This window comes from Arthrobacter sp. 7Tela_A1, assembly GCF_049311065.1.
Classification (GTDB): Bacteria; Actinomycetota; Actinomycetes; order Actinomycetales; family Micrococcaceae; genus Arthrobacter_B.
In genome coordinates, this window is the sequence record NZ_JAXIOO010000011.1 from 46,413 (window position 1) to 71,803 (window position 25,391).

The following is a 25,391-nucleotide window of genomic DNA, read 5'->3' on the forward strand; positions in this document are numbered from 1 at the left end:
GTGAAAGAGCGGGAGTCAGCATCGGCCCATCCCGCCCGGAGGGTTGTTGCCGAAGCTGGTGTGGATACCCTTGATGTGCAGGCCGTTGTTGGACGAGTTGGGGCCGGAAAGCTGGCGGTACCAGATCTCGCCGCTGCTGCGAACGATGTAGCAGCGGGTATCGATCCGGTCGTTCAGATAGGCCCAGTGGTTTCCGAGGCAGCGGCGGTCCTTGGTGTAATTTGTCGAGCCAACGGGGTCCATGCAGGTCCGCCGGTCTGCGCTGGTGAACTGGTCGCTGCCCACGGTGAGCGTCCATGTGGACGGCGGGGGCGGCGGCGGCTCGGTGCCGGTGCGGGCGGACGCTTCAGCCACCGGACCAGGCGTCCCCTGCGAGTTCAGCACCCGCACCTTGATGCTCACCGCCTGGTCGTAGCCGTTCCCAACATTACGGTTGCCGGAGACTTCCACGTTCTCCCAGCCCCCGCCGTTGATAGAGATCTGGACCTGCGCGACGTCGTGCGCATCCTGGTTCGGCGGGGACCAGGACAGGGTGGCGGTCTTGCTGCCCTGGCTGCCGTTGGAACCGGAAGCCGACGGCTGCCCCGGACTGCCGTGCACCTGCACCGCGCCCGACGCCGGTGAGGCAGGGCTGTCGTAGGAGGAACCGTCGGAGTTCACCACAGCGGTCAGCGTCGCGGTAATGCTGGCACCGTTGCCGAAGCCGGTGAATTCCTGGCCGCTGCTGACCGTCATCGAGCGTCCGTCGCTGAACTGGGCACGGTAGCTGACTTCCTCGGCGCGCGCTCCATTGCGGGCGCTGGCGCTGAGCGGACTGAAGGTGAGCGTTACGGCCCGGCCCTCGGCTCCGGTGCGGGACGCTGCCAGGACAGGTGCGGCGGGAGCATCGGGCACGCCGACGGCGCGGCGCGGCGCTGAGGCGGGTCCCCATTCGCTCCAGCCGGCCTTGTTATAGGCGCGCACGGAGTAGCTGTAATTCTGCTCGGAGTTCGGCACGCGCACCGTGAGCTTGGAGGTTTCGCCTGCGCGCTCTGTGCGGACCAGCGTTGAGCCCTGGTATTCGCGCAGTTCGTATTGGGTCACGGCCGCACCGTTGGGCACGGAATCCTCCCAGTCCACCGCGAGCTGGCTCTGGGTACCCACCGAGTTTGCTTTCGCCGTCGTGGGCGCCGGCGGGACGCCCGGAAGTCCGGCGGGGATTTCGGGTACCGAGTACTCACTGAATCCGGACGGCTCAGGTGCCGCGTTGCGGGCCTGGACGCGCACCCGGTAGCTGGCACCGTTGGCCAGTCCGCTCCACGTGGTCCGGGTCACCGAGGCCGGCACGGTTTTTTGGGCCGTCCCGCCGGGGGGTGCCGGAGAAATCTGCAGGTCATAGGATTCGATCGGTGAACCGTCGTTGGCCGGCGCGGTCCACGCGATGTCCAGTTCCTTGTCTCCGAAGGCCAGGACGGGCGGCGCCGGCTGCGCAGGCTGGGTGTCCGGGCGTGCGGGAGCGGAGAACGGTGACGGGTCGGAGGTTCCGTTGGCGTTGGTGGCTGTCACCGCAAAGGTGTACTCGACATTGTTGGTCAGTCCTGTCAGCGTGCAGGTTGTTGCAGCACATTCCTGGCTGAACCCTGCGGACCCGGTGACGGTGTAGCCGGTGATCGCAGCACCGTTGGCAGCAGGCGGATCCCAGGCCAGGACCACGGTGCGGCTGCGTGTGCTTTCCACGACCGGAGTGGCGGGCGCTTCGGGCCGGCCCTGCACGGTCAGCAGGATCTGCGCGGAAGCCTGGCGGTCCGGCTGTCCGGTCTTGTCCTGGATCCGGTATTGGACGCTCATGCTGCCCACAAAGTCAGCGTCCGGGGTCACCACCACGGAATCGCCCTGGATGCTGGCGGTGCCATTGCCGTCCGTAGTGGCTTCCACGATTTCCAGCGGGGTGTCCGGGAAGGGGTTGTCGTCATTGGCCAGCACGTTGACGCTCGCCGGCTTGCCCTGGACAGCATCGTCCACGGAATCGTCCGCGGCGACGGGGAGCGGCCGGGTAGAGGCCAACACCGCAAGGTCCACGCGTCCGGGCACAGGGTCGCTGCGCCCGTCCGTGACGGTCACGGCAAGCTGTCCCAGCGTGCCGACTGAGGCATTGTCTGCGGCCGAGACGGACAGGACCGAACCGGAAAGGCTCGCGTCGAAACCCTCGGGTACGGGACCGGCCAGGGCGAAGGTGAGTTTTCCGGCGTCAGCCGGGTTGGGGTCCGACGCCAGCGGTGCCAGGTCCAGGGTGACAGCGTCTTCGCCCTTGGCCGCTTCCAGCGAACCCGGGCTCATGGCGGGCGGCAGGTTCTGTTCCGGCAGCGGGATGACGTTGACCAGGATGGTCAGCGTAGCTTTGAGGCCTTCCGGATCATCCGGGCCCGAACCGTCCGTGACTTCAAAGGTGATGGAGCCAAGACCGGCGTAGTCCTCGTCCGCAGTGTAGGAAAGCGTGTCTTCGTCGGCCACCCAGGTATCCCGGTTGGAGGAGCCGATGGCGCTGACCTTGGCAGTTTCCGTGATCCGCGGCGCTCGGCCCTCCCGGACCTCGACCAGTTCGGCCAGATCGAGTTCGAGCGTGTCCGTCGCTTCGACTTCCTGGACGTCTGTGCTGCGAAGCGTCGGATACTGGGCGCTGAGGCCGGGAACCCAGATCACCGCCGTCGCCGTTCCTCCGTCCATGTCCTGGACCTGGTACGGAACGATCTGTGCTTCCTCGAGCAGTTCGACACGCACCTGGTCTCCCGTCGCGGCTGCCGTGGTCCGCGAGGGGTCCACGGAGACTGCCAGATCCTCGGCGACGCCGTCGGGATCCTCGTCATTCTCCAGCACGGCGACGTCCACGGCGGTGCGGCCGCGGATCTCCGCGACGCTCACCCGGTCATCCTGGGCCAGCGGTGCCAGCAGTTCAGCGTTCGGATCCGACACAACGGCGACGTTTCCATAGGCGGTTCCGCCGCGGTTGTCGCGCACGGCGTAGCGGATGTTGTAGGTGCCTGCTTCTGCGGGTGCCGTGAACCGGACCCGGTTATCCTCGGCCCGCGCTTCGGTTCCGCTCTCCTGCGAGCTGACGCCGTCGGGGTCAAGCGAGATCGGATCCCCGTCGGGATCGGAATCGTTCTGCAGTACCGGCACGGCCACTTCGCGCCCCGGGCGCACGGTCACGGCGTCGTTCACGGCCACGGGTTTTTGGTTGGCTTCCGCTACCGGAGCGATCCCCACGCGGACCGTGCCGGTGTTCACCAGCCCCAGCCTGTCCCGTACTTCATAGGTAAACGAGTCGGTGCCCGCCCCGGTGGCTGAAGCTGTGTAGTCGATGTAGTTGGGTCCCGGAACAGCTGCGCCGAGCCGGGGCGCTCCGCTGATCCCGCCGAGGAAGACCGAATCGCCATCCGCATCAAGGCCGTCCAGAGGCACTGGAATCCGTACGGTGCTTCCGGCGATCGCCCGGCCTTCCAGGTTCCTGGGCACCGGAGGAGTGTTTTTCTCGTCGTCGCGCGGCCGGATGTTGATGCGCACCTGGGCGGAGTCGCTCTGCCCGGTGGAGTCACGGACCTCGTATATCGCGTAGACCGTCTTGGCTGTTTCTCCGGCAACAAAGCGGAGCATGTTCCCGGAAGCAAAGAGCTGGCCGTCGGCCGGATCAACCCCCTGGGCCGGAACGGGGTTAAGCGTCAGTTCGTCGCCGCTGGGTGACACATCGTTCTCCAGGACGGGAATGTTCACCACGTCTCCGACCCGCACGGTAGCGGTGTCGGCTGAGGCCGACGGCGGGAGCAGGGTCCCCGGCCCGTCCACCGGCAGGACACTGACTTCGCCGGTGGCGCTGGCCGTGCCGTTGGAAACCATGTAGCTGATCGTTGCGGCTCCGGTGAGTCCGCGCACGTCGTGGATCTGCAGGATGTTGTGGTTCAGCACTGCGACGTCCAGCGGCGAACTGCTGCCCGTGCTGACGGACTGCACCACCAGCACTCCGCCGGTGGGGTCGGTGTCGTTGCCGAGCACGTCCACCAGCACATTGCCGCCGCGGGGAACCAGGGCCACGTCCCGCACCGCGACCGGAGCTCCCTGGCGGCCGGACTCGGCTGCATCCACCCGGATGAGCCCGCTGGCGCTCTGCGGACCGTTAGTGACGAGGTACTCGATGTAGTACGTCGCCGGATCTGTGGGAGTGAACGCGATGGAACCTGTCTCGTAGTCCGGCAGGAGTTCGGAGCCGTCCTCCGCATCGGCCTTGGCGAGGCTGAGCTGGCCGCCGGCGGGATCCAGGTCATTCTGGAGGGGGTACAGCGTGACGGGTTCACCCACGGTGGCGGTGAAGTGGTCGAAGTTGGTGACCGGGGGCAGGACCCCCGCGGGCCGGACATCGAACGTGACAGTGCCCGTGGCAATTTCAGCGCCGTCGGAGACCGTGACGGCAACGTCCTTGACGCCCTGCGTCTTTCCGATGTCCCGGAAGGTCAGCAATCCGTCGGACCTGGACCGCACCTGGTCCCCGTCAGCCGTGGGTTCCGCGGCCACCAGGACCAGGTCATCGCCGTCCGGGTCCATCCAGTCGTTGAGGATGTTCTGGCTGACTGACTGGCCCTGTTCGACCAGGATCTTCGTGGACCTCCGCGGTTCGGGCGGAGTGTTTTCGCTGGAACCGCGGACCTCCACGGTCGCACTGGCGGTTGCGCTGCCACCGCGGCCGTCGCTGACCTCGTACTCGAACGTGCTGGTCCCGGAGGCACCCGGAGGAACGACAAGCTGCAGTCCGGCACCGTTGTAGATCTGCTGGATTTCGCCGGCGGACGGCTGGCTGCCGGCGAGCCGGACCGTCAGAAGGTCGCCGTCAGGATCGGTGTCGTTGTCCAGGACGTTAAGGATGGTGGTGCGCCCGGCCCGGACCCCGAACCTGTCCTGCGAAGCGACGGGAGGACGGTTCTCTCCGGTCCGGTCCGGAAGGGTGTTCACCGGGTTCTCGCTGGCAGATTCTTCTTCGTCGTCGCTGGAGTCCTGCTTGGGCGGGATGACATCCCCCCAGTTGTCCACCAGCTGCATGTTTTCCAGCACCAGCCACACGCTGCCGCCGTTAATGTCGTTCAGCACCACGACAGACCGGTTGACCCGAAAGACAAGTTCCGAGGAGGTGCCGATCCCGGAGATCTCCTCGACGGAATCGTCAGCGTCGGAGTCACAGTCCCTGATGTAGGTGCCGGAACCGGCCCAGGCTGCGTGCAGGCAGGAATCCACCCGCACCGGTGCCGCGGGGACTCCCCCGCCGGCTACCGGGGTCACGGTCGCCTCTGAACCGTCCATCGGTTGCTTGATCAGTGCCGAAGCCGAGGCGATGGCCACAAAGTCGGCCTCGGGGCCGGAGTCCTGGAGCCGCGCGCCCTGGGTGTCGGGAAGGCTGACGATCCGTCCGCCGGGCAGGACCAGGGTTCCGGTTTCGGCGTCAAAGGCGACGGCGTCCTCCCCCACGGCTGCGACCTGGGTGTCGCCGAAGCCGCGAAGCTCCTCCGCCTCGGTGACCTCCGGCTCGCCGTAGCTGCCGTCCCCGGCGACCTGGTAGCCGAAGAGCCGACCCTCCCGCGGAGCCGCAACTACGGCGTAGCCGTCCGGCGACACTCCGGCAGCAACACCGGGCGAGTCCTGGAGCACGGGTTCGGCTTCGGTGTCGCTGAAGAAGGGCAGTGAGCCGGAGTCCATCAGCCAGACGGCCCCGGCTGCAGGATCGGTAACCGCGACCGCGGAGCCGCCCTGGGCGATGGTGGCCGACGCCGGCAACTGGACCTCGCTGCCGCGAGCCACGTTGGCGATGTCCACGGGCGAAACCTTGGACTGGTCGGTGTTGGCGTGGAAGACGGTGCCCTCATACTGCATGACGTCGAAGCCGTCGCTGTTGGCGGCATAGGCGCCGTCGAGCAGCCGGGCGGGGTAGTTCAGGTGGCCTACCATGCCCTGGGTCTGGTTGGTGACCCAGACGCCGCCGTCGTTCAGGTCGACGTCGGCACTGGCAAAGCCCGGATACAGAATGGCGCCGGCCACGACGGCACCCGTGGCGGCAATGGCCGAACCGATGGACACGGCCTTGCGGCGGGCGCGGCTTTGCGCAGGCGTGGCCCCCCTGAAGAACTGCACTTGCTTCCCCCCGTTACGAACCCCGAGACACGTCGGCGACACCCCGCCGTCGGCGTGCGGCGCCCGGTGCCCGGGCGGGCCGCGATTCGGCAGATAGTCGCATCAAGTCTCGCACATTGCCAAGTGGCTCGCCTGAAAATGACAAGCCTGCTTCATTCGGAAGCTGCTTGTCGGCCCGGAAGTTAGTCCAGCACCAGTCCCTGCCCGGTGCCCCGGGCGAGGGTGACAGGGTGGATCTCGCCGAAACCACGAACTGTGCGCGGCGAATGGGGTATGAGGATGAAACGCTCGTTATTGCGCAGTGCCGCTGCCGTGGACGCGTCGGTGAGCACCGTTCCCGGCTCTGCCAGCGAGGTCAGCCGCGAGGCAAGGTTCACCGTCGGGCCATAGATATCGCCCAGGCGGGAGAGCACCCTGCCCCACACCATGGCTACGCGCGCGGACGGGAGCAGTTCGTCCTCGGTGAAGGCCTTCGCCAGGGCCAGGGAGATTTCGGCGCCTGCCTCGGGCGTCTCAGCGTTAAAGAGGACTTCGTCGCCAATGGTCTTCACCAGCCGGCCGCCGCCCACCGAGATGATTTCCGAGCATTTGTGTTCAAACCGCTGGACCATCTGTGCCAGGGTCTTTTCGTTCATCTGGCGGGAAAGACTGGTGTAGGAAACCAGATCGGCAAACCCGACGGCCCGTGCCAGCGGGAGCGGGTTGTCATCGGTCTCCGAATCATGGCTGGCCAGGCCGGCCTCAGCACGCAGCGCCAGGCGCTGGATTGCGGCGTTCAGCTGCCGTTTCCACGCGTAGACCAGGGTTTTCTCAAGCGGCTCGATCAGGTCCGGCAGGGCTGCCACCAGCTTCTTCCGGGCCTCGGCGTCAGTGATCCCGCGCTGGACCACCATTTCTTCAACGAGGGCCTCAACCTGCCAGACAACCATCCTGTCCGTCATTTGGCCGATCGAGCGCATGATGGAAATCGCGGCCTCTTCGGTGAGCCGCTCCTCGCGGACCAGCTGAATCACGGTGCTCAGCGCGTCCTGGTCAGCCTCGGTGAAAAACACGGCGTCGTCGTCGAGGTTCGGGAAGCCCATGGCGCGCCACAGCTTGCGTGCCGAGAGCAGCGAGACTCCCGCGCCCGCTGCTGCTTCACGGCGCTTGAGGGTACGCGGGCCGCCAATCAGCTGCGCTTCCAGGCGCCGGACGTCTTCCCGGTCGATCGCTCCCGAGGCACCCGGCAGCACCGGTTTCTGCGGCATTGGCACCGCATTCATCGAGAGCGTCAGTGGTTCCGGCTCGGCGGCGGACTCAGGCACGTCCTGGCCCTGATCACTCATTGCCGCTCCATTCGTCGTAACCCATGCTTCCTTCAATATCTACACCATCGAACATCACGGTCATGGGCAGGTCTTCTATGGTGGCCAACACAATCGACTTGAACCGGTGGACTTCGGGCACCGCAGGGTAGTCGATGACCCTCCCGCGTCCCAGATCGATCCGGAGGGTTCCGGACCGCTGCATGCGCTGCAGTATCCCCTGCCGCGCTTCGAGTTGGTAGACGGAGGCCAGGGGGAGGTCGTGTTCCTGCCTACGGAGCACTCCGCGGCGCTGGATCAGGCGCCGGTTGGTCAGCACGTAGCGGGCGGCGTTCCAGCGGAACACGGCCGGCAGGCAGAAACGGACCAGGACCAGGACCACCAGCACGACGACGGCGGGAGCCAGCACTGGCGTCCACTCGGTGAGCGCAGCCGGAATCGTGTCCCGCCCGAGATACCCCAGGGCGAACCCGCCTGCCGCACATGCCAGTGCTGCAAGGAGGACCTGTTTGACCAGCGGCCCGGCATGCGGACGCGCTGAAACAATGACCTGTTCCCCCGGCTCCAGCCTCATCCGCACCGGAATCCGATGGTGTGCCCGCCGCTCATGCGCCGGCGGGCCTCAGGTGCACGACGTCGGCAGCGTTGACTGTCTGCCGCACGCCGTCGCCGTCAATGATCAGGAGCGCCCCATGGGCGTCGAGGCCGGTGGCGCGGCCCTGCAGCTCCGCTCCGCCGGGCAGGTGCGCGCGGACTTCCTGCCCCAGTGTCACCATGCGCCCGGCGACGTTGTCCAGGAGGGATCCGCCAGCGGACCAGGGCGCTGAAGCATCCCCGTCGACAGCGCAGAACGCCCGGTAGTCCAAGTTGAACCGCAGCAGGTAGTCCTCCAGCAGGATGTTCCTGTCAGTGGTTGATGCGTACTCCATCAACAGGCTGGTGCCCGTGCTGACCGGCTGGTCTTCGTCAGTGAGGGAAACATTAAGTCCCACACCCACCACTACGGCAGGAGGATTGCCTGAGCTGTCCGGCACCAGCTGTGCCAGGACCCCGGCCAGCTTGCGTCCATCGACCATGACGTCGTTCGGCCATTTAAGCCGCGGCTCCACTCCTGTCCGGCCGCCCACTGCCCTGGACAGCGACAGTGCCGCCAGCAGGGAGAGCCACCCGTACGACTGGGTCGGCAACGGGCGGCCCTGTGCATTAACAGGGCGCAGCAGCACACTGACGAAAAGGGACGAGCGTTCCGGTGCCTGCCAGACGCGGTCCAGGCGGCCCCTCCCGGCGGTTTGCAGCTCGGCAGTCAGGACGGAAAAGTCCGGATAGTCACGCGGCGACAACCGGGCGCTGTCGGCAAGATCGGTGTTGGTGGAGCCTGTTTCCTGCACGACATCGAGCCGGGGCAGCGGGCCTGCAGGGCCCACAAGGCTGGCCCGCAGCCGCTCCGGCTCCAACGGTGGTCGCTCCATGCTGGAGTAGCGCAGATCCATATTTTCGATATTACGCGCCCCCTCCCCCATCCCGGGGCTGCACTGCCGTGCCCGGCCCCCCCCCGCCCGGCCCCCCCCCCCCCCCCCCGCCCCCCCCCCCCCCCCCCCCCCCCCGGCCAGGCTGAACCGCCCTAGAGGAAGAAGTCGGCCATCAGCTTGTCTTCCGGTGCGCCGAGGCTGTACCTGGTGAAGTCCGTGATGCCTTCCTCGCGCAGGACCTGCTCGTCCGTGTAGAAGTTGCCGGTGGCAACGCGCCCGGGGCGCGTGAGGATGGCATGCGCGGCGTCGGCCATGATGTCTGCGCTGCGGGACACGCGTGCCAGTTCCGATCCGCCGGGCATGTTGCGGATCGCTGCGGTGTCGATCGAGGTGCAGGGCCAGAGCGAATTCACGCCGATCCCGTCCTTCTTCAACTCCTCAGCCAGGCCCAGGGTGGTCAGGGACATGCCGTACTTGGCCATGGTGTAGGCAAGGTAGCTGCCGGCCCATTTGGGGTCCAGGTTCAACGGCGGGGAGAGCGTCAGGATGTGGGCGTTGTCCGAGTCGCGCAGTGCCGGCAGGGCCGTCTTGGAGAGCAGGAACGTGCCGCGGGCGTTGATGTCCTGCATCAGGTCGTAGCTCTTCATGCTCACGTCGTCCGTCTTGCGCAGGTCGATCGCGGAGGCGTTGTTGAGCACAATGTCGATTCCGCCGAACTGTTCCACAGTGGCGGCGACAGCCTTCTCGACGTCTTCGTCGCGGCGAACGTCGCCAATGATCGGCAGCGCCTTGCCGCCGGCAGCTTCCAGCTGTTCGGCCGCGGTGTAGACCGTGCCTTCAAGCTTAGGGTGCGGCTGCGCGGTCTTGGCGAGCATCGCAATGTTGGCGCCGTCGGCCGCGGCCCGGAGGGCGATGGCCAGACCGATTCCCCGGCTGCCGCCGGACATGAGGATGGTGCGTCCGGCCAGCGAACGCGGAGAAGAAGATGGTGTGGTCGAGGTCATACGGACAGGGTAATGCACCCGCAGGAAAAATGTTACTCACCAGTAACATCCATCCCGGAAGAAGACGGCCACCCTCCGACGCCGACGGCAGTCCGGCTCTTCACCCAGCCAAGGCGCGGGGACACAAATTGTAGGTTTCCTACACCCGCTGGGCGTGTTGGCGCTCACTAGACTGGGTGAATCGCCCGCACACTTGTAAGAAACCTACTGAAGCAGCTGCGCAGGGCGTTGGGGTGGCGATCCGCCCGCCATCCGTCAGACCCAGCACCGGAGAGTAAATGAGCATCGACCAGGACATCGATCTGCAGACAACCGCCGGGAAGATCGCCGACTTCCGGCGCCGCCAGGCCCAGGCCGAATTCCCCTCCGGCGCAGCCGCAGTCGAAAAACAGCATGCCCGCGGCAAGCACACTGCCCGCGAGCGCATCGACTTGCTCCTGGACGAAGGCTCCTTCGTGGAATTCGATGCGCTGGCAGTGCACCGCTCCACGGCGTTCGGCATGGAGAAGAAGAAGCCGGTGGGCGACGGACTGGTCTCCGGCTACGGCACCGTGGACGGACGGCCTGTGGCGGTCTACAGCCAGGACTTCGCGGTGTACGGCGGATCGCTGAGCCAGGTCAACGGCGAAAAGATCGTCAAGGTCCAGGAGTTTGCCCTGCGCAACGGCTGCCCGGTCATCGGCATCCTCGACGGCGGCGGCGCCCGCATCCAGGAGGGCGTCGCCTCCCTGGCGATGTTCGCCGATATCTTCCGCAACAATGTCCACGCCTCCGGCGTCGTACCCCAGATCTCACTGATCATGGGCCCGTCCGCCGGCGGCGCGGCATACTCCCCCGCCCTGACCGACTTCGTGGTGATGGTGGACAAGACATCCCACATGTTCATCACCGGACCGGACGTCATTAAAGCGGTCACGGGTGAGGACGTGGACATGGAAACGCTCGGCGGCGCCCGGCAGCACAACGCCACCACCGGCACCTCCGCGTACCTCGCCTCGGACGAAGAGGACGCGATCGACTTTGTCCGCGAACTGCTGGACTTCCTCCCGAGCAACAATCTCGCCGAAGCACCCCTGACGCCGTTTGCGCAGGACGAGGAGATCAACGACGGGGACCTGGCCCTGGATGAGCTGATTCCCGATTCGGCAAACCAGCCCTACGACATCCGCACCGTGATCGAGCAGGTGGTGGATGATGGCCACTTCCTGGAGATGCAGTCCCTGTACGCACCGAACGTCATCATCGGCTACGGCAGGTTGGAAGGGCATACGGTCGGCGTCGTCGCCAACCAGCCCCTGCAGTTCGCCGGGACCTTGGACATCGCCGCCTCGGAAAAGGCGGCTAGGTTCGTGCGCCACTGCGATGCCTTCAACATTCCCATCCTGACCTTCGTGGATGTTCCCGGCTTCCTTCCGGGCAAGGACCAGGAGTTCAACGGAATCATCCGCCGCGGCGCCAAGCTGCTCTATGCCTACGCTGAAGCCACGGTTCCCAAACTGACCGTCATCACCCGCAAGGCTTACGGCGGCGCCTACATCGTGATGGGCTCCAAGAAACTCGGTGCGGACCTGAACCTGGCCTGGCCCACGGCCCAGATCGGCGTCATGGGCGCGCAGGGTGCAGTGAACATCCTCTACCGCAGCCAACTGGCGGCCGCCGCAGCAGACGGGCAGGACGTCGATGAAGTCCGCCAGGGCTACATCAATGCCTACGAAGAAGAACTGCTGAATCCCTACCAGTCGGCCGAGCTCGGGTATGTGGATGCCGTGATCGCGCCGTCGGAAACCCGGCTTCAGCTGATCCGCGGGCTGCGGGTGCTGCGCGAAAAGCGTGCCTCGCTGCCGCACAAGAAGCACGGGAACATCCCGCTGTGAGCATCGTCAGCGAACCGGATTTCGAACCCGCAGCCCAGCCGCTGCTGCAGGTCCTCGCAGGCAGTCCCACGGACGAGGAACTGGCGGCACTGACCGCCGTCGTCCTGGGCCTGGGCGCGGGCGCACCGGACCCGGCAGCGCCTGTGCTGCGCGATCCGGCAACGACCCGCAGGGCGTGGACCAGGCGCCGCCAGCTGAGCCTGAGGCCCGCTCCGGGGCCGGGCGCATGGCGGCGCACCTACCGCTGACACGCTAGGCTCGGGCATGTGACTGAACAGACAACTTCATCAGATTCCCTGTCCAACGCCGGTTCGCGCACGCCAACTGCAATCGACGCCGTCGCCGAAGCTTTCACCGAGAACCTGCTGCGGCTGGACCCGTCCTTCGCCACTTCGCTCGGCATCCCCGGGCACGAGACCGAATACGCGGACTACTCGCCGGCCGGACTGGTATCCACCGCCGAAGTAATCAGCGAAACCCTTGAGCGGCTTGAGGACCTGCAGCCCGTTGACGACGTTGATGCCGTCACCCTTGACGCCATGCGTGAGCGGCTCGGCCTGGCACTGGAGATCCACGAATCCGGCTGGGACCTCGCCGACCTGAACAACATCGCCTCCCCGGCACAGGACATCCGCGCAGTCTTCGACCTGATGCCCACCGACACCGTCGAAGCCTGGGAGCACATCTCGGGCCGCCTGCACAACCTCCCCGACGCTGTCGCCGGGTACATCGTTTCCCTGCGCAGCGGAGCCGAGCGCGGCCTGGTCGCTGCGCGCCGCCAGGTCTCGATCGTGATGGAGCAGGCCGGCAAGTACGCCGAAGAAGGCGGCTTCTTTGATTCGTTCGCTGCCGACGCAGCACTGCCGGACGGTTCGGAGCTGCCCGACGCACTCAAGGCCTCACTGCGCCAGAACGCCGACGGCGCCCGCGCCGCCTACCGCTCGCTCGTGGACTTCCTCGGCGGCGAGCTGCTCCCCCAGGCACCGGAGAAGGACGCTGTCGGCGCTGAGCGCTACGCACTGTTCTCCCGCCAGTTCCTCGGCTCGGCCGTCGATCTGGAGGAGACTTATGCCTGGGGCGTCGCAGAACTGGACCGCATCATCGCTGAACAGGAAGAGGTGGCCAACCAGATCAAGGAAGGCGCTTCCGTCCGGGAAGCAATGGACCTGCTCGACGCCGATCCGCAGCGCCAGCTGCACGGCACGCGTGAGCTGCAGGCCTGGATGCAGGAACTCTCCGACCGCGCCGTCGAAGAACTCTCGCAGAGCCACTTCGAGATCACCGGCCCGATGCGCAAGCTCGAATGCATGATCGCCCCCACCAATGAGGGCGGCATCTACTACACGGGTCCCAGCGAGGACTTCTCCCGGCCCGGCCGCATGTGGTGGTCCGTACCGGAAGGCGAAGACAGCTTCACCACGTGGAAGGAAACCACCACGGTCTACCACGAGGGCGTTCCGGGCCACCACCTGCAGATTGCCACTGCAACCGCTGCACGGGACACCTTGAACAGCTGGCGCCGCAACGTCTGCTGGGTCTCCGGCCACGGCGAGGGCTGGGCACTGTACGCCGAGCGCCTCATGGAGGAACTCGGCTACCTCTCCGATCCCGGAGACCGGATGGGCATGCTGGACGCCCAGCGCATGCGGGCAGCCCGCGTGGTTTTCGACATCGGCGTCCACCTGGAACTGGAAGTCCCCGAGCGGTGGGGATCGGGCACCTGGACCCCGGAGAAGGGCTACGACTTCCTGAAGCAGAATATTGCCATTTCGGAAGGCCAGCTGAACTTCGAGTTCACGCGCTACCTTGGCTGGCCGGGACAGGCACCGGCGTACAAGCTGGGCCAGCGGCTCTGGGAGCAGATTCGCGACGAGGTCCGCGACCGCGAGGGCGACTCCTTCGATGCAAAGGCTTTCCACACGCGCGCACTGCGCCTTGGCTCTGTCGGCCTGGACACGCTGCGCCGCGCACTGCTGGATAGCTAGCCTGCACTGCTGGGTAGCTAGCCTGCACTGACGCCCGGCCGGGTTTCCGGCGGGGCGTTTTTGCTGCCTGCAGGCACCCTCCCGGATGGGACAATCGTCACAGTGCGTCCGGGAATAGGATTTCTGTTCCGCAGACCCGCGCCACAGAATGCTTGTGTGCCCAGCAATCCGAAGGCCTGGACGTCCGCTGCTGCGTAACATTTCGCAATACCGAAAATGCTCTGGTATGCGCTGCCGTCTAGCATCGAACGGTGACATCACCACAGACCTCCCCACAGTCCCCTGCCGCAGCCGAGACCCGGCGCAGGCTTCCGCGCTGGGCCACATCGTTTGGCCCGCAGATCATCGCAGCCCTGCTGGTCGGCCTCGGCCTGGGCCTGCTGGCCAAGAACATGGGCACCGTTGACGGTGAGCCCAACTGGCTCACCACCACGCTTTCGACTATCGGCTCGAGCTACGTCTCGCTGCTGAAGGCCGCCGTCGTCCCGCTGATCTTCACCGCCGTCGTGAGTTCAATTGCCAACCTGCGCCAGGTCTCCAACGCCGCACGGCTGGCCTGGCAGACGCTGCTCTGGTTCGCCATCACCGCACTGATCGCCGTTGCGATCGGCATTGCCCTGGGTGTGGTGATGCAGCCCGGAGCCAACGCTGACGCCACCGCCCCGGAAGGCTACGACGGCGGCACCGGCAGCTGGGTCGGTTTCCTCACCGGCCTCATCCCGGGCAACTTCCTGGGCCTGACCGCGTCAACCACGGAAACGCTCACGACCTCGCTGAACTTCAACGTGCTGCAGGTCCTGGTCATCGCCATCGCCGTCGGCATTGCCGCCCTGAAGGTCGGCAAGCCTGCCGCACCGTTCCTGGCGCTGAACGCCTCGGCCCTGGCCGTTATCCAGAAGGTCCTGTGGTGGATCATCCGGCTGGCCCCGCTGGGCACTGTTGGCCTGATCGGCCGAGCCGTGGCCACCTACGGCTGGGACACCATCGGCTCGCTGGGCACCTTCACGCTGGCCATCTACGTGGGCCTGGCGATCGTCCTGTTCGTGGTCTACCCCGTGCTGATCAAGGCACACGGCCTCTCGGTGCGCCAGTGGTTCTCCGGCGCCTGGCCCGCGATCCAGCTTGCCTTCGTCTCCCGGTCCTCCGTGGGAACCCTGCCCCTGACGCAGCGGGTCACTGAGCGGAACCTCGGTGTTCCCCGGGCCTACGCCTCCTTCTCCGTGCCGCTGGGCGCCACCACCAAGATGGACGGCTGCGCCGCAATCTACCCGGCGATCTCGGCGATCTTCGTGGCCCAGTTCTTCGGCATTGACCTCAGCATCGGGCAGTACCTGCTCATCGCTGTCGTTGCCGTCCTGGGCTCCGCGGCAACCGCCGGAACCACCGGCGCCGTCGTGATGCTGACCCTGACCCTGTCCACGCTGGGCCTGCCGCTTGAAGGCGTGGCGCTGCTGCTCGCCGTCGACCCCATCCTGGACATGGGCCGCACCGCAGTGAACGTGGCCGGACAGACTGTTGTGCCCACCATCGTGGCCAAGCGCAACGGCCTGCTGCAGCCGGAACTGTACAACGCCAAGCGCAATGGCGACCCGTTTGCTGACGACTCGGCTGCCATCGATCCCGAAGAGACTGAACTTTCGGCACAGGAACGGACACCTGCAACATCCGATGCTGGCGCTGCGGCTGCCAGCAGGTAAGGTTCAGGTACTCGCACTTCCTTTGGGAATGGCCGCTCCGACGCCGGAGCGGCCATTCCTTTTTTCGGTGCCTGCCCGCCGGGCGCACTAGGCTGGGATGCGTGACTGACCTGACGCTCATCCTTGCTTCCGCTTCCCCCGCCCGCACCAAACTCCTGAACAACGCCGGCATTGCCCACCGCGTGCTCGTGTCCGATGTCGACGAGGACGCGGTCACGGCCCGCTACGGACTGACCGATCCGCATGACACGGCACTGCTGCTGGCCCGCGCCAAGGCTGAAGCTGTCGCTTCCCTGCCGGAGGCCGACGGCGCCCTGGTCCTCGGCTGCGACTCCGTCTTCGAGTTCGACGGCGAAGCCCACGGAAAGCCCTGGGAGCCGGAGGTTGCCCGCGAGCGGATCCGGCGGATGAGCGGGAACGTCGGAGTGCTCCACACGGGCCACTGGCTCGTGGACTGCCGTGACACCGACGAGGACGGCTCCGGAGCGACCCTCGGCGCGGTCAGCTCGGCCGAGGTGCACTTTGCGAAGCTCCTCGATGACGAGATCGAGGCCTACATTGCCACCGGGGAACCCCTTGCCGTAGCGGGATCGTTCACCATCGATTCCCTGGGCGGGGCCTTCATCGAGAAGGTCGTCGGCGATCCGCACGCCGTCGTTGGCCTGTCCGTTTCCACGCTGCGCCACCTGCTTGCCAGCGCCGGCGTTGGCGTGACGTCGCTCTGGAAGTAGCGCTGGCGCTGGGGGCCTGGTGCCGCCCCGCAACTTTCGGGGAGATAACGTCGCCTAGCGCCGCCGTCATCTGTACTGAGACAGCAGGGTTCCGTACCGGAAGGCCTGCGGTCATCTGTTGCTGCAATACCGCCGCTTAGCCCGCTCTCGATTCATCCATTGCTGCACTAACGTCGCTCTGAGCACCTGAAAGCGACGTTAGCGCAGCAACAGATTCACAGATGCCCTCAAACCTGCGTTATTGCAGCAAAGGATGGGCGACAGTGCAAAGACCTGTGAGCACCATGAACACCTCCCAGGCCCCGCGAGCCCCTTTCGGCGCGAACGCCCCTCCCGCAGGTCACTGCCCAGGTGCCGCAAACCGCCGTCAAAACTGCGCTGCTGTGGATAACTCAAGCAGGAGATGCAGGAACAGGGTAGAAACGGGCAATGCGCACGCCCCAACCCCTTCCGCAGCCGCTGTCTGATCCCTTTCTGGTTGAGCACGCGCTGCGCCTTGGTGTGACTCCCGGACGGCTGCGCAGCTCAGATCTTCGCACTCCCAGTCGTGGAATCCGGGTGCCAAAGAACAGGGAGACCACGGGTCTGCCTGCTGAGCTGGCTGCCAGTTGCCGACCTTATCTTGAGCTTTTCCCCGACGCGGTCCTCAGCCACACGACTGCGGCCAGGCTCCACGGCATCCCGCTGCCGCCGTCGTACCGGAATGAACAATTCCTGCATCTCACCCGCCCTGCGAACGCCGGGAGTACCACCCGCCGGCACATCCGCAGCCACCGGTCGCGTCTGGAGGACTTCGACGTCGTCCAGCCGGCGCCTGGGCTCCGGCTCACGTCTGAAACGCGCACGTTTGTCGACCTCGCCCGGATCCTGGATTTACCCGATCTCACCGCAGCCGGCGACTGGCTCGTCTCAGAGCATGGACGCAGCTATGGACAAGTCCGCCATGCCGTAGTCGGCCTTGAAGAACTGCGCAGCTACGTCAACAGCCTGAGGTGGATCCCCGGTATCCGAGCTGCCCGCCATGCCCTTGATCTGGTGCGCGTTGGCGTGGATTCCCCGCCCGAGACATACCTCCGGCTCATGCTGCACGATGCCGGGCTGCCGGAGTTCCAGCCGAACATCCCGCTGCTGGACGCGGCCGGCAGGCCTGTCCTGTGGACTGACCTGGGCTGTCCGGAATTCCGCACCAGTGTGGAATATGACGGCGCGCATCACCTGACCGGCGAACAGCAGATGAAGGACCACAACCGTGACCTGCTCGTCAGCGAACTCGGATGGCACCAGGTCAAGGTCTCGGCAGCGGATATGCGCCGCGGTTCCGCGTGGGTGGCGCGAAAAGTCATCCGGGGCCTGAGCCTTGGAGGGTGGGCCCAAGAGCAGGCCACGTTGTGAGGGCGGAGGGTCCCGTTCGCGTCCGCCCGGCGTCCCCGTTACGTACCCGACAAGTCACCCCGCCAAGGATCGGATTGTAGGGTCCCCACAACTAAACCCGCCGCCCCACGCAGAAACAGCACGGTTTATGGCGGGACACGACAAAATCACGCTAGGCTCCGAACAGATCAAAAGGAGCCAGTGCATTTCATGAGCCAGAACACCGCCGCCCTGCTGGGCAAGGTCCTGATTGCCAACCGCGGAGAGATCGCCGTCCGGATTATCCGGGCCGCACGCGACGAAGGCATCGCGACTGTAGCCGTCTACGCCGACCCGGACCTGGACGCTTTGCACGTCCGTCTTGCAGATGAGGCGTATGCCCTGGGCGGCAGCACAGCTGCGGAGTCCTACCTGGACATGGACAAGATCCTCGCCGCGGCAAAACGCGCCGGGGCAGACGCCATCCACCCGGGCTACGGCTTCCTGTCCGAGAATGCCGGGTTCGCCCGCCGGGTCATCGACGCCGGACTGACCTGGATCGGCCCGTCGCCCGAAGCCATCGAACAGCTCGGCGACAAAGTCCAGGCCCGGCACCTTGCGGCGAAAGTCGGCGCTCCCCTGGTTCCGGGAACGCCGGATCCGGTATCCAGCGCGGACGAAGTGCTTGCCTTTGCTCAGGAGTACGGCCTGCCCGTAGCTATCAAGGCGGCCTTCGGCGGCGGCGGACGAGGCATCAAGGTGGCCCGCACGCTGGAGGAAATCCCCGAGCTGTACGACTCCGCCGTCCGCGAAGCCACTGCTGCCTTCGGCCGCGGAGAGTGCTTCATCGAACGTTTCCTCGACGCCCCGCGCCACGTCGAAACCCAGTGCCTGGCCGACGCGCACGGCAACGTCGTCGTCGTCTCGACCCGCGACTGCTCGCTGCAGCGCCGCAACCAGAAACTGGTCGAAGAAGCGCCGGCCCCCTTCCTCTCCGAAGACCAGGTCCGCGCCCTGTATGACTCCTCCAAGGCCCTGCTGCGCGAAGCCGGCTACCAGGGCGCCGGGACGTGCGAATTCCTCGTCGGCACCGACGGCACCATTTCCTTCCTGGAGGTCAACACCCGGCTTCAGGTAGAGCACCCCGTCTCCGAGGAAGTGACCGGCATCGACCTGGTGCGCGAGCAGTTCCGCATCGCCCGCGGGGAAGAACTGGGCTACTCCGACCCCGAAATCCGTGGTCACTCCATCGAATTCCGCATCAACGGCGAAGACGCCGGACGCGGCTTCATGCCTTCCCCCGGCACCGTGGAAACCCTGCGCCTGCCCACGGGCCCCGGCGTGCGCGTCGATTCCGGCATCGAGGCAGGTGAGACGGTGGGCGGGAACTTCGATTCGATGCTTGCCAAGCTGATCGTCACCGGAGCCACCCGTACCCAGGCCCTCCAGCGCGCCCGCCGCGCCCTGCAGGAAATGGAAATCACCGGCCTGCCGACGGTGCTGCCGTTCCATGCCGCCGTCGTCGCTGATCCCGCGTTCGCGCCCGAGGAGGGTCCGTTCAGTGTCCACACCCGCTGGATCGAGACGGAATTCAACAACACCATAGAGCCCTGGTCCGGCGAGCCGGCCATCGGGAACGACGACGACAGCGCACGCCAGCGCCACACCGTTGAGGTGGGAGGCAAACGGCTTGAGGTCGTGCTGCCTGCCGGCCTGGCGCCGTCGAACGGACGCAGTGCTGCCCCGGCCAACGGCAAGCAGCGCAAAGGCCGCGCCCGGACGTCCTCCGCGGCGGCAACAGGCAATGAGCTGACGTCCCCGATGCAGGGAACGATCGTGAAGGTCGCCGTCCAAGACGGAACCGTCGTCGCCGAAGGGGACCTGGTGGTGGTGCTGGAAGCCATGAAGATGGAGCAGCCGCTCACCGCCCACAAGGCCGGCACCGTCACTGGCCTCACGGCGCTGCCGGGGGCTACCGTCTCCGCGGGTGCAGTCATCGCTGCCATCGTCGACTAGGACGGCGCACAGAAGAGCACACCGGCAAGAACGCGAAAGGCCCGGATCCATACGGATCCGGGCCTTTCGCTTACCAGCAGTAAAACCTAGCTGGAGTGGTTTACGTAGTCCACGTCCTTGGTTTCGCGGGTCACCCACAGTGCGATGAAGGTCAGGATCGCCATGGAGGAGAGGTAGACACCTACCAGCCACGGGCTGCCGTCAGCGGCCTGCCACAGCGCCACAGCGATGAACGGGGCAACGGCTGCACCGAGGATCGAGGAAACGTTGTAGGCGATGGCCGAACCGGTGTAGCGGACATTGGTCGGGAACAGCTCCGGCAGGACGGCGCCCATCGGCCCGAACGTCAGGCCCATCAGCGTGAAGCCGATGATCAGCAGCGCCATGGTGCCCACGAAGCCGCCGCCGAACAGCGGGTCGAACGTAAAGCCGAAGACGAAGATCGCGGCGGTGACCCAGAGCAGGGTCTTGCGGCGGCCGTACTTCTCGGCCAGCGGGCCGGCAACCATGGTGAAGATGCCGAAGAAGACGACGCCGACGATCAGCATGATCAGGAAGTCGTTGCGGGCGTAGCCCAGGCCTGCCGCGAACGAGTCCGGGTCGAAGGCCTTCCCTGCAGCTTCAGCCTTGGCGGCAGCTTCTTCCTCAGACTTGGCAGCGGTGCCGTAGGAGAGGGTGAAGGTGGTCATCAGGTAGAAGAGCACGTAGGTGGCCAGCATGATGAAGGTGCCGGCGATCATCGGACGCCAGGAGAACTTGAACGCGGCGGCCAGGGGCAGCTTGCTCACTTCACCCGAATCGACAACCTTCTGGAAGGCAGGTGTTTCCACCAGCTTCAGGCGGACGTAGAGGCCGATGATGACCATTACGGCGCTGGCGAGGAACGGAATGCGCCAGCCCCAGGCCATGAACTGCTCTTCAGCCAGGTTGAAGCTCAGGATCAGGAACAGGCCGTTGGCCAGGATGAAGCCGATCGGAGCGCCAAGCTGCGGGAAGGTGCCGTAGATGGCGCGCTTGTTCGCGGGGGCGTTCTCGGTGGCCAGCAGGGCCGCACCGGACCATTCGCCGCCGAGGGCCAGGCCCTGGGCAAAACGCATGACGACCAGCAGGGCCGGGGCCCAGAAGGTCCAGCCGTCCATGTTTGCCGTCGGCAGGCAGCCGATGAGGAAGGTTGCGATGCCCATGGTCAGCAGCGACGCGACCAGCGTTCCCTTGCGGCCCACCTTGTCGCCGAAGTGCCCAAACACAATCGATCCGAGCGGACGGGCGATGAAGGCGACGCCGAAGACGGCGAAGGAGGACAGCAGTGCTGTGACACCTTCGGCATTCGGGAAGAAGAGGATGGGGAAGACGAGGACTGCGGCGGTCGCGTAGACGTAGAAGTCGTAGAACTCGATGGAGGTGCCAACCAGGGACGCTACGATCACGCGTCCGCGGGAGTTGGCCGGTGCCTTTTCAGCTTCGGCGCTGGAAGTGTTTGTTGACATGGCAAGTCTTTCGGGTGCGGTTGGAAAGTACGATCATCCTAAAACCCACCGTCCGCCATTCGGACATTTGTCCACAATGTGGACGTAACGTTGGACAAACCCTGAAATTCCGCGCAAAAGCCCGCCCCCGGAACGTGCATCCATCCGGTCCGCCCGGGCCCACTTCCACCGAGATAGCAGAAACTGCCCGTATCAGGGCTGATACGGGCAGTTTCTGCTATCTCGTTTTGGGGGCGTTAGATATGCACGTGCAGGCGCCGCGCAGCCTCGGAGATGGAGCCCGTCAGCGAGGGATAGACCGTGAAGGTGTTGGCGACGTCGTCAACGTGCAGCTTCTGCGTGACCGCCAGCGCAATCGGGAAGATCAGTTCCGAGGCACGGGGCCCGACCACAACGCCGCCGATCACGGTTCCGGAGCCCTTGCGGGCAATGATCTTCACGAACCCTTCCTTGACGTCCATCATCTTCGCCCGCGCGTTGGTGTGCAGCGAGAGCTTGATGACGTCGCCCTGGTAACGTCCGGCGGCAATATCCGCTTCGGACACACCCACGGACGCAATTTCCGGAGAGGTGAAGATGTTCGAGGCAACGTGCTTGAGCTTCAGCGGCTTCACGCTGTCCCCCATCAGATGGGCGATCGCAATGCGTCCCTGCATCGCGGCGACCGAGGCCAGGTTGAAGACGCCCGTGCAGTCGCCGGCAGCGTAGACGTTCGGCGCCGTGGTGCGCGAGACGCCGTCAACCTTGATCTGTCCCTGCTCATCCAGGGCGACTCCGGCCTCTTCGAGGCCGATGCCCTGCGTATTGGGAATGGCGCCGACGGCGACGAGGCAGTGGGAACCCTGCACGGTGCGCCCGTCGGAGAGCGTGACCAGCACACCGTCACCGGTGTTCTTCACCGAATCGGCGCGGGAACGGGAGAGCACGGTCATGCCACGGGCCTGGAAGACGTCCTCCAGGACGCGCGCGGCGTCAGCGTCTTCACCGGGCAGCACGCGGTCACGGCTGGAGATCAGCGTGACGCGTGCGCCAAGGCCGTTGTAGGCGGAAGCGAACTCAGCGCCGGTGACGCCGGACCCGATGACGATCAGGTGCTCGGGAACTTCCGTCAGGTTGTAGATCTGCTTCCAGGTGAAGATCCGCTCGCCGTCCGGCATGGATGTGTCGAGTTCGCGGGGATTGGCGCCGGTCGAGATGAGGAGCGCTTCGGCTTCTACCGTGGTGACGGTTCCGTCGTCCGTGGCGACTTCGATCCGCTTGTTATCCAGCAGCCGGCCTTCGCCCAGCACCACCTTCACGCCCATGCGTTCCAGCGTCCGCCGGATGTCGTTGGACTGCTCCTTGGCCAGCGCCAGCAGGCGGTGGTTGACCATCTTCAGGTCCGCTTCGGCGGGCTTGGCAGCGTTGCCAAAGTCGACGCCAAGATTGGAGGCGGAGCTGAAACGGGTCATCACGTCCGCGGTGGCAATGAGGGTCTTGGAAGGTACGACGTCGGTGAGGACGGCGGAGCCGCCCAGCCCGTTGCGCTCCACAATGGTTACGTCTGCGCCTAGTGACGCCGCCACCATGGCTGCCTCGTAGCCGCCCGGGCCGCCGCCGAGGATCGCAATTTTTCGGGCAGTAAAATCTAGTTGGCTCGTCACAAGGGTCCATTCTGTCCCATCGGGGGGAACGTCTCAAACGAACCGTGCCCGGGAGCGGCCGCGCCGACCACCAACAAGCGGTAAGTTGTACGGGTGAGCTACGACGATCCCTTTGAACTTGCACAGCAGGCAGCAGCGTACATCGCCGATAAAACCGGTGTACCCAGCCACGACATCGCCCTGGTCTTGGGCAGTGGATGGGGTGACGCAGCAGACCTGATCGGTGAGACCACTGCCACGCTGCCGGCGTCGGACATTCCCGGTTTTTCGGCCCCGGCCGTCCAGGGGCATGTGGGGACCATCCGGTCCGTACTGACGCCCGGAGGCAAGCGCGCCCTCATCCTGGGTGCCCGCACGCACTACTACGAGGGCAAAGGCGTCCGCGCCGTCGTCCACGGCGTGCGGACCGCCGCTGCTGCCGGCGCGAAGGTCATGGTCCTCACCAACGGGTGCGGCGGCCTGAACCTGGACTGGGCTCCTGGCACCCCCGTGCTCATCAGCGACCATCTCAACCTGACGGCCGCCTCGCCGCTGGAGGGCGCGACCTTCGTCGACCTGACGGACCTCTACTCCCCCAGGCTCCGCGACCTCGCCCGAACCGTTGATCCCACCCTTGCCGAAGGTGTCTACGCCCAGTTCCCCGGCCCGCACTACGAAACCCCCGCGGAAGTCCGCTATGCCAAGACCATCGGCGCGGACCTGGTGGGCATGTCCACCGCGCTGGAAGCCATTGCTGCCCGCCATGCCGGCATGGAGGTCTTCGGCATCAGCCTGGTGACCAACCTGGCCGCAGGCATCAGCCCGGAGCCCCTGAGCCATCAGGAAGTGCTGGAAGCCGGTGCCGAAGCCGGCCCGCGTATTTCCAAGCTGCTCGCCGGCATCATCGGCGCCCTGTAGCGCCGCCCTTATCCGATCTGAGGCACCCAATGACCTTGACTGCGATGGAACGCGAAGAACTGTTCAGCGAAGCCCGGAACTGGGCCGACACGGACCCCGATCCGGCCACGGCCGCTGAGCTGCGGGCCCTGCTGGCCGAAGCCGAAAACGGAACAGGCGCGGCCCTGGAGGAACTGACGGACCGGTTCTCCGGCACCCTGGAGTTCGGCACCGCCGGCCTGCGCGCCGCACTCGGTGCCGGCCCGCGGCGCATGAACCGCGCCGTCGTCCGGCGCACCGCAGCCGGAATTGCTTCCTTCCTGCAGGACAGGTCCGAGGGCTGGATCCCCAGCGCCGTCATCGGCTACGACGCACGGCACAACTCGAAGGCGTTTGCCCTGGAAACAGCCGCGGTCTTCAGCGCCGCGGGCATCGAAGCCTTCCTGCTTCCCTGCACGCTGCCGACGCCGGTGCTCGCCTACGCGGTCCGTGCCCTCGATACGGACGCCGGAGTGATGGTCACCGCCAGCCACAACCCGGCACAGGACAACGGCTACAAGGTGTACCTGGGCGGGCGCACGGTGAAGGGTCCGGGACGCGGCGCGCAGATCGTCCCGCCTTATGACGCCGAGATTGCCGCGCGCATCGACTACACGCTGCCCCTCTCCTCGATCGAGACTGCTCCCGAGGGCTGGACCGACGTCTCCGAGTCGATCGCAGCCGATTACATCAACGCCGTCGACGGACTGGTAAACCGCGACGGCTACCCGGCCCGGGACCTCAAAATCGTCCTCACCCCGATGCACGGTGTCGGCGGGGAAACCATGATGTCGGTGCTGCGGGACGCAGGGTTCTCCTCGGTGACGCTTGTGGCTGCACAGGCAGAACCCGACCCTGACTTCCCGACCGTGGCCTTCCCCAACCCGGAGGAACCCGGCGCGTTGGACCTGGCAGTGGGCATGGCAGCCGAAACGGGTGCCGACATTGTCCTGGCCAATGACCCGGATGCCGACCGGGCCGCCGTCGCCGCCCAGGACCCTGCTACCGGCCAGTGGCGGATGCTGCGCGGGGATGAAACCGGGGCCCTGCTGGGTGCGCACATTGCCGGCCGGATCCGGTCCGGGCACCACCGCCTGCGCGCGGACTCCAAGACTCCCGTCTTCGCAAACTCGATCGTCTCCTCCCGGCTGCTGGCCCGCATTGCCGCTTCGGCCGGATTCGCCCATCAGGAAACGCTGACCGGCTTCAAGTGGATTTCACGGGTCCCCGGCCTTGTGTACGGGTATGAGGAAGCCCTGGGATACTGCGTGGCGCCGGCGCTCGTCAGGGACAAGGACGGCATCTCTGCCGGCCTGCTGATCGCGGAACTGGCTGCCTCCCTGAAAGCTGCCGGCCGCACGGTGTTCGACATGCTTGATGATCTTGCGCTGGAACACGGGCTGCATGCTTCGGACCAGCTTTCGGTGCGGGTAGCGGACCTCTCCCTCATTCCGCAGATGATGACGCGCCTGCGCGAACAACCGCCGTCCTCCCTCGCCGGTTCCCAGGTGGTGACCGCCGTCGACCTCTCAGCCGGCTCCGAAGCGCTGCCTCCGACCGACGGCCTGCTCTACCTGACGGAGGACGGCACCCGGATCATCGTCCGGCCGTCGGGGACCGAGCCTAAGCTCAAGTGCTACCTGGAAGTCATCGAGCCCGTTGACGGCCGTGAAGGCTTGGAACGTGCGCGTGCCGCCGCTGCGGCCCGTCTGGCCGCCGCCAAGGACGACATCGCTGCCGCCCTGGGGCTGGAGGCCTGACCCGACGCT

Annotated in this window: 16 protein-coding genes; 9 read left to right on the forward strand and 7 right to left on the reverse strand. The window is 66.1% G+C overall.

Going from position 1 to position 25,391, the window contains the following annotated elements; all coding sequences use genetic code 11:
* Positions 1-15: 15 nt before the first annotated feature.
* The 5 genes from TVB01_RS06915 to TVB01_RS06935 form a co-directional block, all read right to left on the reverse strand.
* Entirely contained in the window at positions 16-6,147 is a 6,132-nt protein-coding gene (locus TVB01_RS06915) for an Ig-like domain-containing protein (protein WP_422455175.1), read from the reverse strand.
* Between the two features lie 182 nt (positions 6,148-6,329).
* Positions 6,330-7,472 (reverse strand): adenylate/guanylate cyclase domain-containing protein, encoded by a 1,143-nt coding sequence (locus tag TVB01_RS06920; RefSeq protein ID WP_422455176.1) that lies wholly within the window; start codon positions 7,470-7,472, stop codon positions 6,330-6,332.
* Positions 7,465-8,025, reverse strand: coding sequence for a PH domain-containing protein (locus TVB01_RS06925; RefSeq protein ID WP_422455177.1), 561 nt, complete (start codon positions 8,023-8,025; stop codon positions 7,465-7,467). Before TVB01_RS06925 ends, TVB01_RS06920 begins: the two co-directional genes overlap by 8 nt.
* 31 nt (positions 8,026-8,056) lie before the next feature.
* On the reverse strand, positions 8,057-8,941 hold the full coding sequence (locus tag TVB01_RS06930; RefSeq protein ID WP_422455178.1) for a biotin--[acetyl-CoA-carboxylase] ligase: 885 nt from the start codon (positions 8,939-8,941) through the stop codon (positions 8,057-8,059).
* Positions 8,942-9,072: 131 nt separating this feature from the next.
* Positions 9,073-9,924, reverse strand: coding sequence for an SDR family oxidoreductase (locus TVB01_RS06935; RefSeq protein ID WP_422455179.1), 852 nt, complete (start codon positions 9,922-9,924; stop codon positions 9,073-9,075).
* 278 nt (positions 9,925-10,202) lie between these two features.
* Here TVB01_RS06935 and TVB01_RS06940 point away from each other — a divergent pair, with 278 nt between their 5' ends.
* The 7 genes from TVB01_RS06940 (at position 10,203) to TVB01_RS06970 (ending at position 19,577) form a co-directional block, all read left to right on the forward strand.
* The gene (locus tag TVB01_RS06940; RefSeq protein WP_422455180.1) at positions 10,203-11,798 is read left to right on the forward strand and encodes an acyl-CoA carboxylase subunit beta; all 1,596 of its coding nucleotides are present in this window, start codon (positions 10,203-10,205) and stop codon (positions 11,796-11,798) included.
* Positions 11,795-12,046 carry an acyl-CoA carboxylase subunit epsilon gene (locus TVB01_RS06945; RefSeq protein WP_422455181.1) on the forward strand — a complete coding sequence of 84 codons (252 nt, stop codon included), beginning with the start codon at positions 11,795-11,797 and terminating at the stop codon, positions 12,044-12,046. The genes TVB01_RS06940 and TVB01_RS06945 overlap by 4 nt, the downstream gene beginning before the upstream one ends.
* Before the next feature lie 18 nt (positions 12,047-12,064).
* On the forward strand, positions 12,065-13,783 hold the full coding sequence (locus TVB01_RS06950) for a DUF885 domain-containing protein (RefSeq protein ID WP_422455182.1): 1,719 nt from the start codon (positions 12,065-12,067) through the stop codon (positions 13,781-13,783).
* Positions 13,784-14,034: 251 nt separating this feature from the next.
* The gene (locus TVB01_RS06955) at positions 14,035-15,480 is read left to right on the forward strand and encodes a dicarboxylate/amino acid:cation symporter (protein ID WP_422455183.1); all 1,446 of its coding nucleotides are present in this window, start codon (positions 14,035-14,037) and stop codon (positions 15,478-15,480) included.
* Between the two features lie 101 nt (positions 15,481-15,581).
* Positions 15,582-16,211 carry a Maf family protein gene (locus tag TVB01_RS06960; protein ID WP_422455184.1) on the forward strand — a complete coding sequence of 210 codons (630 nt, stop codon included), beginning with the start codon at positions 15,582-15,584 and terminating at the stop codon, positions 16,209-16,211.
* A gap of 558 nt (positions 16,212-16,769) precedes the next feature.
* Positions 16,770-17,603: an endonuclease domain-containing protein gene (locus tag TVB01_RS06965; RefSeq protein ID WP_422455185.1), complete on the forward strand. Its 834-nt coding sequence runs from the start codon at positions 16,770-16,772 to the stop codon at positions 17,601-17,603.
* Between the two features lie 189 nt (positions 17,604-17,792).
* Complete coding sequence (locus TVB01_RS06970) at positions 17,793-19,577, forward strand: acetyl/propionyl/methylcrotonyl-CoA carboxylase subunit alpha (protein WP_422455186.1); 1,785 nt, start codon at positions 17,793-17,795, stop codon at positions 19,575-19,577.
* A gap of 86 nt (positions 19,578-19,663) precedes the next feature.
* On the opposite strand, the gene TVB01_RS06975 is transcribed toward TVB01_RS06970, so the two are convergent.
* Positions 19,664-21,064, reverse strand: coding sequence for an MFS transporter (locus tag TVB01_RS06975; RefSeq protein ID WP_422455187.1), 1,401 nt, complete (start codon positions 21,062-21,064; stop codon positions 19,664-19,666).
* A 236-nt stretch (positions 21,065-21,300) separates the two neighbouring features.
* A complete protein-coding gene (locus TVB01_RS06980) occupies positions 21,301-22,707 on the reverse strand; it encodes an NAD(P)H-quinone dehydrogenase (RefSeq protein WP_422455188.1) in 1,407 nt (468 codons plus the stop codon).
* A gap of 93 nt (positions 22,708-22,800) precedes the next feature.
* On the opposite strand from TVB01_RS06980, the gene TVB01_RS06985 reads away from it, so the two are divergent.
* The gene (locus TVB01_RS06985; protein WP_422455189.1) at positions 22,801-23,604 is read left to right on the forward strand and encodes a purine-nucleoside phosphorylase; all 804 of its coding nucleotides are present in this window, start codon (positions 22,801-22,803) and stop codon (positions 23,602-23,604) included.
* A gap of 29 nt (positions 23,605-23,633) precedes the next feature.
* The gene (locus tag TVB01_RS06990; RefSeq protein WP_422455190.1) at positions 23,634-25,382 is read left to right on the forward strand and encodes a phospho-sugar mutase; all 1,749 of its coding nucleotides are present in this window, start codon (positions 23,634-23,636) and stop codon (positions 25,380-25,382) included.
* Positions 25,383-25,391 lie beyond the last annotated feature (9 nt).